Genomic DNA, 14,462 nt, shown 5'->3' with positions numbered 1-14,462 from the left:
CTTAACGGTCGGTTTACCATCGAGGCTTGCCGATCTCAGGTCGAATCCTTGTCATTGGGCGAAAAGGCTCCGCCGAACCCTGACGACGACGATCCATCCTGCCCCAGCAAAAGGGCCAGGAGGCCCTGCTCCTGTTTCAGCCGGTCCATGCGCGCGGCCAGGGCCTGATCGCGGTCACTCAGCTCCGGCGACGGCGAGCGCGTCTCGCCAATCCCAGCCGCCGGCGCGCCATGGCCGGCGGTGCGTTGCAGATTGGCGTGGACCTCGGCGACCGTGGCCGCCCGGCCGTCCTTGTAAAAGATGCTGCGATTGGCCCGCGCCGCCTCGGGAAACAGCGCGACGGCGCTTCCGCCCGGATTGCGATCCATCGCCGTCATCAGGCTGGCCGCGCCCGCCGCCCCCAGGAAGTGCGCGGCGTACAGATCCCCCGCTCCCGGCTCCTTGCCGGTGCGGCCGCGCAAATAGGCGGCGTTCGACGCCGTCAGCTCCGCCGCCATAGTCGAGGCCGCATGGGGGTCAAACCTCAGATCCAGCACCACATTGCGCGCCGATCCCTCGACCCGCCAGCGCCCGTCCGATCCCTTGTGGATCAGGTCGGCATACTGGCCATAGCCGTGCTGGGCGCCATGCTGTTTGACCGTGCCCAGCCAGGTCTGTTCGATGAATTGAAACAGGCCCGCCGCCGACGAGGTCGGTGCCTTGGCCGACGGATTCATCGCGCTCTCGCGGCGCGCCGTCTTGATCAGAAAGTCATAATCCACGCCCACGGCGGTGGAGGCGCGCCGGATGGCCGCTTCTACGCCGCCGGAAGATGGAATCGCTCGGATGCCCATGACAGGCGAAGCCTCGTCGAACGTGGTTAATCAACCCTTAATCGTTAACGGCAGCGTTAACCAGTGCTGGGGATCGACGTTGGTCGAGCCCTGGCGCCGCGCCGCAAAGTCGCCACAACCTGCGCGCTCACTTTCGGTTACGGGCGCTGCGGGGGCGGTGAACGAGGGAATGTCGAGATGATGATCCGTGCCGCCGGAGGACCCGGCGCAATCAGCCCCATCGACTTCGGGGAACGTAGAAAACCTTTGCCGCGCTGGATGTGGGCCGCCATCGGCCTGTCTGTCCTGGCGCATGTCGGGGTGGGCGTGGCCCTCTATAATCAGCGGTTCCAGTTGGAGATGCCCGAGGCCGCTCCGCTGCCGACGCCGCCGACCATCGTGACCCTGGATCTGCCCAAGCCGAAGCCCCTGCCCAAGGTCGAGACAGCGGCGCCGCCCGCACCGCAGACCCCGACCCACAAACCGCCGGTGGTCTTCCCGACAACGGAGCTATCGCCGTTCACACCGCCTGACGTCCCTGTCGTCGGGACGACGCCGGGCCTAATCGTCAGTACGGCCCCCAAGGGCGTCGAAGGTGGGACAGCGACGATTGAGACGCCGCCCATCCGCGCTGTCTCGGTCATCAATAATCCGACCTGGGCCAGCCGCCCCTCGGCCGCGCAGATGGCGCGCGCCTATCCGACCCGCGCGGCCGACAATGGTCTTTCCGGTGCAGCCAACCTGTCCTGCATCGTGCGTATCGACGGCGGCCTGACCGCCTGCCGTGTCGCCGACGAAACCCCCAAGGGGCAAGGCTTCGGGCGGGCGGCCATGAGCCTGACGCGCGACTTCCGCATGAACCCCCGCACGGTCGACGGCCGCGCGGTGGACGGGGCGACGGTCAACTTCACCGTCCGCTTCGCCATGGCGGATTAAAAACGTCGAGGATCGAGGGCGCGGGCTTCCGGCGACGGCGTCCGCCCCTCGATCGCATCGGCGACCACGCTGGCGACCAGCGGCCCCAGCAGCCAGCCGTTGCGACGGGGCGCCAGGGCCAGGAACAGCCCCTCCCCGTCCGGCGCCGCCCCGGCCATCGGCAGACCGTCCGCCGAGGCGCCGCGCACCCCGGCGCGCCATTCGATGTTCAGGGGTTCCGGCGCCTGGCCCAGAACCCGCCAGGCGGCCTCGGTCAGTCGCTCGCCCACGGCTGCATCGGGCGCGGTATCACGCCGTCCCGGCTCCATCGTCGCCCCGATCACGGTCCCGCCGGTCATCGGCGCCACATAGGCCCCTGGCCCGCGAGCGACGCGCGGCGTCAGGGCTTGGGGCGCCGTCCCGATCTGCCCTCGGATCGGCTGAACGCTTTCGACCAGGGCGCGTGTCGCCTCGGGCGTCCCAGGAATGAACGCCTCCGCGCCGGTCGCCAGAACGACCGCCGACGCCGTCAGCGGCAGACCGTCCACCTCGACCCGCCAACCGCCCGCCTCCTGTTGCAGCCCGGTGACGCGCCCTTCGACAACTGCGTCGCCCAGAGCGGCGGAAAGGGCGCCCATCGCCTGTTCCGGCTCGATCTGAAGATCCTCGTCCGTAATCACGCGATCCCCGTCGCGCCAGGCTGCGAACCCCAGGGCCTGCAGACGCGCCTCTATGGCGTCCGCGTCCCCGCCGCGCCACTCCGCAGGGCCCTGCGTCAGGGCCACGCCTGAGGCGACGGCGAAGCCGAGCCACAGGTCCCGGCCGGCGCGGTACAAGGCCGCCCTGTCGGGCGACACGTCGTCGATCGCCGCCTCCATGGCCGGGGCCACCATGCCCGCCGCCACGCGCGAGGCGTTGGGTCCGCCGGGATCGATCACGGTCACCGCATGGCCGCGCCGCTTCAGCTCGAACGCCGTACTCAGGCCCAGCACGCCGGCGCCCACGATCACGATGGTAGGGGAAGACATCACCGCCTCCAGATCGACCCGCGCCGCGCCGAATGCAAGCCGCAGGACCCGGACCTTTCGTCCTATGCCCCAAAGCAAAACGGCCCCCGGATTTCTCCGGGGGCCGTTCTGTTACGCAGACTACATCCGTCTGGCCTCAAGTAGCGCGTGAGCGCGTTAGGCCAAAAGAATGATTACTCGATGATCTTGGCGACGACGCCGGCGCCGACGGTGCGGCCGCCTTCACGGATGGCGAAGCGCAGGCCTTGGTCCATGGCGATCGGGGTGATCAGTTCGACGTTCAGCTCGGCGTTGTCGCCGGGCATGATCATTTCGACGCCTTCCTTCAGCTGCACGATGCCGGTCACGTCGGTCGTGCGGAAGTAGAACTGCGGGCGATAGTTGGTGAAGAACGGGGTGTGACGGCCGCCCTCTTCCTTGGTCAGGATATAGGCTTCAGCCAGGAACTTGGTGTGCGGGGTGATCGAACCCGGCTTGCACAGAACCTGACCGCGCTCGACGTCTTCACGCTTGGTGCCGCGCAGCAGAACGCCGACGTTGTCGCCCGCTTGACCTTGGTCCAGCAGCTTGCGGAACATTTCGACGCCGGTGCAGGTCGTCTTCTGGACCGGACGGATGCCGACGATTTCGACTTCTTCACCGACCTTGACGATACCCTTTTCGACGCGGCCCGTGACCACGGTGCCGCGGCCCGAGATCGAGAAGACGTCTTCGACCGGCATCAGGAAGGGCAGGTCGACCGGACGTTCCGGCTGCGGGATGTAGGCGTCGACGGTTTCCATCAGGGCCAGAACGCGCTGTTCGCCGATTTCCGGATTCACGCCGTCGGTCGCGGCCTTGGCCGAACCCTTGGTGATCGGAATATCGTCGCCCGGGAACTGGTACGACGAGAGCAGCTCGCGCACTTCCATCTCGACCAGCTCGAGCAGTTCTTCATCGTCGACCAGGTCGACCTTGTTCATGAAGACCACCAGGGCCGGCACGCCGACCTGACGGGCCAGCAGGATGTGCTCGCGCGTTTGCGGCATCGGGCCGTCAGCGGCCGAAACCACCAGGATCGCGCCGTCCATCTGCGCCGCGCCGGTGATCATGTTCTTCACATAGTCGGCGTGGCCGGGGCAGTCGACGTGGGCGTAGTGACGGTTGGCCGTCTCATATTCCACGTGCGCCGTGTTGATCGTGATGCCGCGCGCCTTTTCTTCCGGCGCAGCATCGATGTCCGCATAGGCCATCGCCTTCGCGCCGCCGGCCTTCGCCAGCGTCATCGTGATCGCCGCCGTCAGCGTCGTCTTGCCGTGGTCAACGTGACCGATCGTGCCGATGTTGCAGTGCGGCTTCGTGCGTTCGAACTTTTCCTTGGCCATTTTCTAGCTCCTAGGTCCCCGAACCGGGGTTCCTGCAGTCTGGGGGTTAAGGGCGCCCGGCTTTCGGGCCGGGCGCTTTTAGGTCCGCTTTTCCGAAAGGAAAAGCTTAGGCGTACTTCTTGATCACTTCGTCGGCGACGTGTTGCGGCACCGGCTCGTAGTGGTCGTACTGCATGGTGAACTGGGCGCGGCCCTGCGACATGCCGCGCAGCGTGTTCACATAGCCGAACATGTTGGCCAGCGGCACGAAGGCGTTCACGACGGTGGCGTTGCCGCGCATGTCTTGACCCTGGATCATGCCGCGACGGCCGTTCAGGTCGCCGATGACCGAGCCGAGGTATTCCTCGGGGGTCACGACTTCGACCGCCATGATCGGCTCGAGCAGCTTCGGCGCGCCCTTTTCCTTCAGTTCGCGGAAGGCGGCGCGGGCCGCGATTTCGAACGCCAGCACGCTGGAGTCGACGTCGTGGTACTTGCCGTCCGTCAGGGTCGCCTTGAAGTCGATCAGCGGGAAACCGGCCAGCAGACCCGAGTCCTTGATGGAGTTCAGGCCCTTTTCGACGCCGGGGATGTATTCCTTCGGCACCGCGCCGCCGACGATCGCGCTTTCGAACACGAAGCCCGAGCCGGGCTCGCCCGGTTCGAAGGTGATCATGACGCGGGCGAACTGGCCCGTACCGCCGGTCTGCTTCTTGTGGGTGTAGTCGATGTCGACCTTGCGGCCCAGGGATTCACGATAGGCGACCTGCGGCGCGCCGATGGTGGCCTCGACCTTGTAGGTGCGCTTCAGGATGTCGATCTTGATGTCCAGGTGAAGCTCGCCCATGCCCTTCAGGATGGTCTGGCCCGACTCGTGGTCGGTCGAGACGGTGAAGGACGGATCTTCCGAAGCCAGCTTGGCCAGGGCGACGCCCAGCTTCTCCTGGTCGGCCTTGGTCTTGGGCTCGACCGAGATCTCGATGACCGGGGCCGGGAATTCCATCTTCTCGAGGATGACGGGCGACTTCAGCGGATCGCACAGGGTGTCCCCGGTGCGGGTTTCCTTCAGGCCGGCCAGGGCGACGATGTCGCCGGCGAAGGCTTCCTTGACGTCTTCACGGTTGTTCGAGTGCATCTGCAGCATCCGGCCGACGCGCTCGCGCTTGTCACGGCTGGAGTTCAGCAGGCTCATGCCCGTTTCCATCTTGCCCGAGTACAGGCGGCAGAAGGTCAGCGAACCGACGAAGGGGTCGTCCATGATCTTGAAGGCCAGGACCGACAGGGGCTCTTCGTCCGAGGCCTTGCGGGTGATCGGCTCTTCCGTCTTGAAGTCGATGCCCGGGGTCGGCGGGATGTCCAGCGGCGACGGCAGATAGTCGACGACGGCGTCCAGCAGCGTCTGCACGCCCTTGTTCTTGAAGGCCGAGCCGCACAGGATCGGGTAGAAGGCGCCGGTCAGCACAGCCTTACGGATGCACTTCTTCAGCACTTCGACCGAAGGCTCGGTGCCTTCGAGGTAGGCTTCCATCGCCTCGTCGTCGAGTTCGACGGCGTTGTCGATCAGGTACTGGCGGGCTTCGTTGGCCTTGTCGAGCAGGTCAGCCGGGATCTCGCCGACGGTGAAGTTGGCGCCCAGGGCGTCGTTGTCCCAGACAACCGAACGCATTTCGACGATGTCGACCAGACCGGTCAGCGAGGACTCGGCGCCGATCGGGAACTGGATCGGCACGGCCTTGGCGCCCAGGCGGTCGCGGATCGACTGGACCGAGGCGTCGAAGTCGGCGCCGATCTTGTCCATCTTGTTGACGAAGACGATGCGCGGCACCGAATATTTGTCGGCCTGGCGCCAGACGGTTTCGGTCTGCGGCTCAACGCCGGCGTTGCCGTCCAGCACCGTCACGGCGCCGTCGAGGACGCGCAGCGAACGTTCGACTTCAATGGTGAAGTCCACGTGGCCGGGGGTGTCGATGATGTTCAGGCGCTTGCCCTGCCAGAAGGCGGTCGTCGCGGCGGACGTGATGGTGATGCCGCGCTCCTGCTCCTGGTCCATCCAGTCCATGGTCGCGGCGCCGTCGTGGACTTCGCCGATCTTGTGGTTCTTGCCGGTGTAATAGAGGATCCGCTCGGTCGTCGTCGTCTTGCCCGCGTCGATGTGGGCCATGATGCCGAAGTTGCGGTAGTCCTCGAGCTTGTGCGTACGAGCCATGAAAACGTGCCTTAGAAGTAGGTCAAGGACGCGACGGCGCCCCCGGGAATGATCGTCGATGCGGCGGATAAGCGAGCGCGGGCGATTTAGCTTAAACCGCCCGCGCCGGATAGTCTTAGATAGGAACCGTCCCTTAGCTTCGAAAGGGAGACGGTTTTAAGACGCTTACCAGCGATAGTGGCTGAAGGCGCGGTTCGCCTCGGCCATCTTGTGGGTGTCTTCGCGCTTTTTGACCGCGGTGCCGCGGTTGTTCGAGGCGTCCAGCAGCTCGGCGGCCAGCTTTTCGGTCATGGTGTTTTCACCGCGCTTGCGCGCAGCGTTCACCAGCCAGCGGATGGCCAGGGCGCGGCGACGGTCGGGACGGACCTCGACCGGCACCTGATAGGTGGCGCCGCCGACGCGACGCGAGCGGACTTCGACCGAAGGCGCGACATTGTCCAGAGCGGTGTGGAAGGTCTCGACCGCAGTCTGCTCCTTCTTCTTGTCCGCCAGGATGTCGAAGGCGCCGTAAACGATGTTCTCGGCGACGGCCTTCTTACCTTCGTACATGACGTAGTTCATGAACTTGGTGACGATCAGATCGCCGAACTTGGGATCCGGCAGAACTTCACGCTTCTGGGCGCGGTGACGACGCGACATGGAGTATTCCTTGCAGTGCCCGGCGCTCGCCGGGAAGATCTCGAAAAGGCCTCCGGGCGCGATGGCCCGGACGCGAATGGCTTACTTCGGACGCTTGGCGCCGTAGTGCGAACGACGCTGCTTGCGGTCCTTGACGCCTTGCGTGTCGAGCACGCCGCGCAGGATGTGGTAGCGAACGCCGGGCAAGTCCTTCACGCGGCCGCCGCGGATCAGAACAACCGAGTGTTCCTGAAGGTTGTGGCCTTCACCGGGGATGTAGCAAACGGCTTCGTAGCCGTTCTTGGCCAGACGAACCTTGGCGACCTTACGCAGAGCCGAGTTCGGCTTCTTCGGGGTCGTGGTGTAAACGCGGGTGCAGACGCCGCGACGCTGGGGCGAACCCTCCAGAGCCGGCACCTTGTTACGGGTAGGCTTGGGCTTGCGCGGCTTGCGGATCAGCTGGTTGATCGTAGGCATTCGAAACTTATCTCGACTTCTGATGGAGGCGTGTGTCTTTCGACCGAAGCGCCTCTCGCCTTCTTGTGAACGGGGGACCATCCCCTCGCCCGGGTGTCATCGAGACTGATCGCGTGACAACAAACAGCCCAGGTTTGTTCCGGCGAGCCGGAAAACACAAAGGGCCGGAACGCGCGCTTTGGGCGTTCCGGCGGGCACAGCCCGTCCGTTCAATTGTCACGATCTCAGCGACCAGCGAACCGGCCACGCCTCGAAAGTGGGCGGCTTCTACGCGCGATGGGGGGAAAGGTCAAGGCGGCGGGGGCTCGACGGCGCATTCCGTTGCGGTCTGAGCCTCCATATAGGTCCGCTCGAAACACCGAGACAGCCAGTAGAGATTCCGGCCGTTATACCGGTCGCCCTCGTTGGGTGAAGCTCGCAACGTCTCCAACCGCGATTCCAGCAGTCCCCGATCCTTGACCAGGAATTCATACAGCCCCTCGACATAGGCGTTCCAGTCCAGCGGAATCTCGGCGCCCGTCCGCTGATCCGACCGCCTCGCTCCGGCCAGCGCTTGGGCGGCGCCGGCTTCGTCTCCGGCAAAGGCCAGGTAACGCGCCATATGCAGATGCGAAATCGCTGACTCCCGCACCCCGAGCAGCGGCCCGCGCGCCAGATACTCCCGACTGGCCTCGGCCGCTCGCCGGTAGCAACCCTGATCGGCGTACCACATCGGACTGCCGGGTTTGTCCGTGGAGAACTCGAAATCCTCCCACTCGCGACCCGAATTGGTCTCGACCGGCACGGCGGGACAATGCTGCAGGTCGTCGATAAGCGCCGGCCTGGCGACCGCCGGAGTCGCTTGAAGATACAAGACCAAGACCACCAATATCGACATCGGCCGCATCCCCTAACAGTACGACACTACACAGCCGTGACGCGAACAAGTCAAACCAGCGCCTGAATCCAGCCACCCTTGCAGTCGAGCTTCGCAGCGAACGGTCGGGGGACGGCATGGCGAGGACGGGCAAGATCGGCTGGGCGGGTGCGACGGCCGTTGCTCTGGGCGTCAACGCCGTGGTTCTAGCCCTGCTGTCTATCGAGGACCGACGGGCGCGGACGCCGCGCTCCCCAGCTGCTGCACCGGTTCTATATCTCGAAATGGAACCCGCGCCCTCTCATATCCGCGCCAAGCTTCCCGCAGCGAGCACCCAGAATCGGAGAGGCGACAGCATCGCCGTACCCTCTCTCCCTTCAGCCTCGCCTAGGATCCAAATTCCTCAGGCGCCGGAGGCGTATAAGGCTCCGCCGGTCGCCCCGGCGCCTGGCCCGGCGCCTGGCCCGGCGGGCCTTTCCCGTGAGTGGCTCGAACGGCGCAACAGCCTACTCGCACACAGAGCGCCTTCGGGGGAGCGTGCGCCACGCCATGGCCCGCCGAACTGCGCCTGGCCGGAAACCCTGACGGTGACCGAACAGCGCCGTTGCCAGGATTTCGCCGTCGCCCAGGTCGATCCGAGCAACACGCCGCCGCAACGATCCGGCGACGAAGACCGAACCTCAAGTTTCGCCCGCGAGGCGGCCGCCAAGAAGCGGTGGCGTGACTACCGGGCGGGGGAAGGCGAATATCCCGGCCTTCGATCCCTGTTCGGCAAGAACTGATCAGGATGACGTATCGACCCGAAAGTCGCCATGCTTGCGCCCCAGCTAGGGATACGCCTGTGGCCACAGTCGGCTGGCAGCGGGGGGTGACCAACGGGGCGATTCGGCGAAGGGGCGAACCGCCCTGCGGACGATCCCAAGCCGACGTCCAAGCACGCAGGCGTGAACATAAAGTCGATCTCTTCTTTTCGCGGGACAGCCTCCTGCCCAATCTGCGAAAGCGTCGTGAATGAGCGTGTCCGCCCTGCCCCGTCCAAACCCTCGGCGCCCGGACTGGCGCAAGGCGGGCTTGGCGACGGCCTCCATCGCCATCAACACCGCCCTGATCGCCGCCCTATCCTTCACGGCCCTGGGGATAGAGAGGCGCGACATCGTCGCCGCGCCGCCGCCGATCTATCTGGACATCGACCCTCGCCCCCTGCTGCCCAACGAACGGCCCCGCGTGCCGACCTTGGCCGCGCCGGATATCGCGCCCGCCGCAACCGCCCAGACGTCCTCGGCGGCGCCTTCGGTTCGAGCGCCCGCGCCCGAAGCGGAGGCTGTGCCCCGCCCTGCCCCGTTGCGTCCACGTCTGGCGGCGCCGGCCCCTCCAGGCGCGCCCCCGCCCGCCGATGTCTGGCGCGTGGATCCCGCCAATCGCGGCGGGGCCATGGCGCGGTCGCTGCGCCAAGGTCTGCCCGGCTGCGCCTCGCCCGACCTGTTGAACGAGATGGAACGCCGCCACTGCCGCGATGAGTTCGCCCGCCGGGGGGAAAACGCCGCGCCGATCACCGGCTCGGGCAATCCCCAGCGCGACGCCGCCTTCGCCCGCGAGGGCGCGCGCCGTCTGGCGGAATGGGAGGCCACGCGTCGGCCCCTGTCCGGCGGCGTAGGCGTGGTCGGTCCCGCCGATTGCGTCGGCTCGAACTTCGGCACGGGCTGCGCAGGCGCTCAGTTGAACCCATCGCTCGCCCCGGACTCCAGCCGCAACGTCCAAACCCGGCGCGACGGCCACCGGGCCGGCGGCGTGCCGATCACGCCAGGCGCTTCCGCGCCGCTGGAGCGCTGGAAGGACTGAACGAAAAAGGGCGGCGCCGTCGCCGGCGCCGCCCCTCTTCACTTCATCACATCCGAACCCGGAGATCAGCCTTCGCTGCTCTCCAGCTCCAGTTGCAGATCGGCCGGCAACGGCTCGATCGCGTCTTCGCGGGCTTGCGTCAGCTCGGCGTCGCGATCGTTGGCGATCTTCTGCAGGGCCCGCAGATAGGCGCCCGTACCGGCCGGGATCAGGCGGCCGACGATGACGTTCTCCTTCAGGCCTTCCAGCATGTCCTTCTTGCCGTGGACCGAGGCGTCGGTGAGGACGCGGGTGGTCTCCTGGAAGGACGCCGCCGAGATGAAGCTGCGGGTCTGCAGCGACGCCTTGGTGATGCCCAGCAGGACGGGCTGGGTGGTGGCGATCCGGCCACCGCGCTTCTCGACCTTCTCGTTCTCGAGCACGGCTTCAGCCACTTCGACGGTATCGCCGCGGATCAGGGTGGTTTCACCCGAATCCAGGACTTCGACCTTCTGAAGCATCTGACGCACGATGACTTCGATGTGCTTGTCGTTGATCGGCACGCCTTGCAGTCGGTAAACCTCCTGCACTTCGTTCACCAGATACTCGGCCAGCGCCTCGACGCCCTGGATGCGCAGCAGATCGTGCGGATCCGGGTTGCCGTCGATGATGTAGTCGCCCTTCTGGATCAGATCGCCGTCGTGGACGGAGATATGCTTACCCTTCGGGATCAGGAACTCGACCGGTTCGCCCTGCACGCCGTCGGCGTTGACTTCCGGCGTGATCTTGATGCGGCGCTTGTTCTTGTAGTCGCGACCGAATTCGACACGACCATCCATCTCGGCGATGACCGCGCAGTCCTTGGGACGACGGGCTTCGAACAGTTCGGCGACGCGCGGCAGACCGCCGGTGATGTCGCGGGTCTTGGCGCCTTCGGTCGGGACGCGGGCGATGATCTCGCCCGGCTTGACCTCGTCGCCGTTCGACACGGACAGAACCGCGCCCACGGGCAGCAGGTAACGGGCGTCAGAGCCCGAGGCCAGCTTGGCGTAGGCGTCGCCCAGGGTGACGCCCATGGCCGGACGCAGGTCCGAACCACGAGGGCTGGCGCGCCAGTCGCTGACGACGCGCTGGGCGATGCCCGTCGCTTCGTCGGTTTCTTCCTTGACCGACAGGCCTTCGACCAGATCCTCGAAGCGGATCAGACCGCCGACTTCCGTCAGGATCGGGGTGGTGTAGGGGTCCCACTCCGCCAGACGTTGGCCCTTCTTGACCTCGCCGCCCTCCTTGACCCGGATCCGGGCGCCGTAGGGGGCCTTGTGGGTCTCGCGGTCCTTGCCGTCCACGACCACGGTCACGATGACGTTGCGGCTCATCGCCACGAGGTCGCCGTGGGCGGCGGTGACGGTCGGGCCGGTGATCTTGGCCGTACCGGCGTTGGTCGCCTCCATGAAGGAGGTTTCCGCCACCTGGGCCGTACCGCCGATGTGGAAGGTCCGCATGGTCAGCTGGGTGCCCGGCTCGCCGATCGATTGGGCGGCGATGACGCCGACCGCTTCGCCAATGTTGACGTTGGTGCCGCGCGCCAGGTCACGCCCGTAGCAGTGGGCGCAGATGCCGGCTTCCGCCTCGCAGGTCAGGGCCGAACGGACCTTGACCGACTGAACGCCGGCGGCGTCGACCGCCTCGACCACTTCTTCCACCAGATAGGTGTCGGCGGGGAACAGGACGGTGTCCGTGCCCGGCTCCTTGATGTCCTCGGCCGCATAGCGACCCAGGATCCGGGCGCCCAGCGAGACCAGGACGTCGCCGCCTTCCATCACCGCACGCAGGGTGATGCCGCGCGTCGAGCCGCAGTCCTGTTCGGTGACGATGGAGTCCTGCGCCACGTCCACCAGACGGCGGGTCAGATAACCCGAGTTGGCGGTCTTCAGCGCGGTGTCGGCCAGACCCTTACGGGCGCCGTGGGTGGAGTTGAAGTATTCAAGGACGGTCAGGCCTTCCTTGAAGTTCGAGGTGATCGGCGTCTCGATGATCTCGCCGGACGGCTTGGCCATCAGGCCGCGCATGCCGCCCAGTTGCTTCATCTGCGCCTGCGAACCCCGGGCGCCGGAGTTGGCCATCATGAAGACCGAGTTGATGTCGGGGTTTTCACCCTCGATCAGCACGCGCGGTTGCGCGATCTCGCCCATCATGGCGTCGGCGATCCGGTCCGTGGCCTTGGCCCAGGCGTCAACCACCTTGTTGTACTTCTCGCCGCGCGTGATCAGGCCGTCGGCGTACTGTTGCTCGTACTCCTCGACCTGGGTGCGGGTCTCGGCGACCAGTTCGGCCTTCTTCGCCGGAATGACGATGTCGTCCTTACCGAACGAGATGCCCGCCTTGGCGGCCTCGCGGAAGCCCAGGCCCATCATCTGGTCGGCGAAGATGACCGTCGCCTTCTGACCGCAGTGGCGATAGACCACGTCGATCAGATTGCCGATTTCCTTCTTGGTCAGGTTCTTCTCGAGCAGGCGATAGCCGACGTTCGGGTTGCGCGGCAGCAGGGCCGCCAGCTTCATCCGGCCCGGCGTGGTGTCGATGACCTTGGTCACCTCCTTGCCTTCGGCGTCCTGTTCCGTCCAGCGCGCCTTGATGCGGCTGTGCAGGGTAACGACCTTGGCGTCCAGCGCTGCGTCGATCTCGCCGATGTTGGCGAACAGCTTGCCTTCACCCGGCTCGCCGTCCTTGACCAGCGACAGATAGTACAGACCCAGAACGATGTCCTGCGACGGCACGATGATCGGCTTGCCGTTGGCGGGCGACAGGATGTTGTTGGTCGACATCATCAGGACGCGCGCTTCCAGCTGGGCCTCGAGGCTCAGCGGAACGTGAACGGCCATCTGGTCGCCGTCGAAGTCGGCATTGAACGCCGTACAGACCAGCGGGTGCAGGCGGATGGCCTTGCCCTCGATCAGCTTCGGTTCGAACGCCTGGATGCCCAGACGGTGCAGCGTCGGCGCGCGGTTCAGCAGAACCGGGTGCTCGCGGATGACCTCGTCCAGAATGTCCCAGACGGCGGGCTGCTCGCGCTCGACCATGCGCTTGGATTGCTTGACGGTGCCCGACAGGCCCTTGGCGTCCAGGCGCGCATAGATGAACGGCTTGAACAGCTCCAGCGCCATCTTCTTGGGCAGGCCGCACTCGTGCAGCTTCAGTTCCGGACCCACGGTGATGACCGAACGGCCCGAGTAGTCGACGCGCTTGCCCAGCAGGTTCTGCCGGAAGCGGCCTTGCTTGCCCTTCAGCATGTCGGCCAGCGACTTCAGCGGACGCTTGTTGGCGCCCGTGATGACGCGACCGCGACGGCCGTTGTCGAACAGGGCGTCGACGGACTCTTGCAGCATCCGCTTTTCGTTACGGATGATGATGTCCGGCGCCCGCAGCTCCATCAGGCGCTTCAGGCGGTTGTTCCGGTTGATGACGCGGCGATACAGGTCGTTCAGGTCGGAGGTCGCGAAACGACCGCCGTCCAGCGGCACCAGCGGGCGCAGTTCCGGCGGGATGACCGGCACGATGGTCAGGATCATCCACTCGGGCTTGTTGCCCGATTCCAGGAAGGCCTCGATCAGCTTCAGGCGCTTGGACGCCTTCTTGGCCTTCATTTCCGACGGACTGTCGGCCAGCTCGCCACGGTGCTTTTCAGCCTCGGCGTGCAGGTCGATGCCCATCAGCAGGTTGCGGACGGCCTCGGCGCCGATCTCGGCGGTGAAGCCGTCATCGCCGTATTCTTCCTGGTAGCGGTAGAACTCGTCTTCCGTCAGCAGTTGGTTCTGCTTCAGCGGGGTCAGGCCCGGCTCGGTGACGATGTAGTTCTCGAAATACAGGACGCGCTCGACGTCCTTCAGCGCCATGTCCAGCATCAGCGAGATGCGCGACGGCAGCGACTTCAGGAACCAGATGTGGGCGACCGGGGCGGCCAGGTCGATGTGACCCATACGCTCGCGGCGAACGCGAGCCAGCGTGACTTCAACGCCGCACTTCTCACAGATGATGCCCTTGTACTTCATGCGCTTGTACTTGCCGCACAGGCATTCGTAGTCCTTGGTCGGGCCAAAGATGCGGGCGCAGAACAGGCCGTCACGCTCGGGCTTGAACGTGCGGTAGTTGATGGTTTCCGGCTTCTTGATCTCGCCGAACGACCACGACCGGATCTTCTCCGGCGAGGCCAGGGCGATCTTGATCTGGTCGAAGGTCGGGGTGACCGGGACCGGGTTGAAGATGTTCAGGACTTCCTGGTTCATCTTGTTTTCCTTCTGCGGCGGGGGCCGCGGTAAATCTTTGAGAGCGTGGGAGCCGCTGGTGAAAAGTGAAAAGTGAGCAAGACGTGAGCGAAGAAAGAGCAACCTG

At 65.8% G+C, this 14,462-nt stretch carries 11 protein-coding genes; 3 read left to right on the top strand and 8 right to left on the bottom strand.

From position 1 onward, the window contains the following. Positions 1-35 precede the first annotated feature (35 nt). The gene (locus tag ACW17X_RS01350) at positions 36-833 is read right to left on the bottom strand and encodes a transglycosylase SLT domain-containing protein (protein WP_492099189.1); all 798 of its coding nucleotides are present in this window, start codon (positions 831-833) and stop codon (positions 36-38) included. Positions 834-1,010: 177 nt separating this feature from the next. Here ACW17X_RS01350 and ACW17X_RS01345 point away from each other — a divergent pair, with 177 nt between their 5' ends. Continuing rightward, complete coding sequence (locus ACW17X_RS01345; RefSeq protein ID WP_492099187.1) at positions 1,011-1,748, top strand: energy transducer TonB; 738 nt, start codon at positions 1,011-1,013, stop codon at positions 1,746-1,748. On the opposite strand, the gene ACW17X_RS01340 is transcribed toward ACW17X_RS01345, so the two are convergent. From ACW17X_RS01340 to ACW17X_RS01315, 6 genes are all read right to left on the bottom strand, one after another. Beyond that, positions 1,745-2,755: an NAD(P)/FAD-dependent oxidoreductase gene (locus tag ACW17X_RS01340; RefSeq protein WP_492099185.1), complete on the bottom strand. Its 1,011-nt coding sequence runs from the start codon at positions 2,753-2,755 to the stop codon at positions 1,745-1,747. The two genes, ACW17X_RS01345 and ACW17X_RS01340, sit on opposite strands and share 4 nt — an antisense overlap. Positions 2,756-2,928: 173 nt before the next feature. Beyond that, positions 2,929-4,119, bottom strand: coding sequence for an elongation factor Tu (gene tuf / locus ACW17X_RS01335; RefSeq protein WP_008260274.1), 1,191 nt, complete (start codon positions 4,117-4,119; stop codon positions 2,929-2,931). A gap of 106 nt (positions 4,120-4,225) precedes the next feature. Beyond that, positions 4,226-6,304: an elongation factor G gene (gene fusA, locus ACW17X_RS01330; protein WP_492087329.1), complete on the bottom strand. Its 2,079-nt coding sequence runs from the start codon at positions 6,302-6,304 to the stop codon at positions 4,226-4,228. Positions 6,305-6,469: 165 nt separating this feature from the next. Beyond that, entirely contained in the window at positions 6,470-6,943 is a 474-nt protein-coding gene (gene rpsG, locus ACW17X_RS01325; RefSeq protein WP_267513794.1) for a 30S ribosomal protein S7, read from the bottom strand. A gap of 81 nt (positions 6,944-7,024) precedes the next feature. Next, positions 7,025-7,399, bottom strand: a complete 375-nt coding sequence (gene rpsL / locus ACW17X_RS01320) for a 30S ribosomal protein S12 (RefSeq protein ID WP_008260482.1) — start codon at positions 7,397-7,399, stop codon at positions 7,025-7,027. A gap of 289 nt (positions 7,400-7,688) precedes the next feature. Further along, positions 7,689-8,276, bottom strand: a complete 588-nt coding sequence (locus tag ACW17X_RS01315) for a hypothetical protein (RefSeq protein WP_492099184.1) — start codon at positions 8,274-8,276, stop codon at positions 7,689-7,691. A gap of 566 nt (positions 8,277-8,842) precedes the next feature. Between ACW17X_RS01315 and ACW17X_RS01310 the strand changes: the two genes are divergently transcribed. Together ACW17X_RS01310 and ACW17X_RS01305 are read left to right on the top strand one after the other, a co-directional pair. Beyond that, positions 8,843-9,037, top strand: coding sequence for a hypothetical protein (locus ACW17X_RS01310; RefSeq protein WP_492099182.1), 195 nt, complete (start codon positions 8,843-8,845; stop codon positions 9,035-9,037). 229 nt (positions 9,038-9,266) lie between these two features. Further along, positions 9,267-10,094, top strand: a complete 828-nt coding sequence (locus tag ACW17X_RS01305) for a hypothetical protein (protein ID WP_492099180.1) — start codon at positions 9,267-9,269, stop codon at positions 10,092-10,094. Positions 10,095-10,159: 65 nt separating this feature from the next. Here ACW17X_RS01305 and rpoC read toward each other — a convergent pair whose 3' ends face one another. Continuing rightward, positions 10,160-14,356: a DNA-directed RNA polymerase subunit beta' gene (gene rpoC, locus ACW17X_RS01300; protein WP_492099177.1), complete on the bottom strand. Its 4,197-nt coding sequence runs from the start codon at positions 14,354-14,356 to the stop codon at positions 10,160-10,162. Positions 14,357-14,462 lie beyond the last annotated feature (106 nt).

The organism is Brevundimonas sp. FV1ye4L (assembly GCF_058681255.1).
This window is presented reverse-complemented; position numbering and strand designations above follow the sequence as displayed.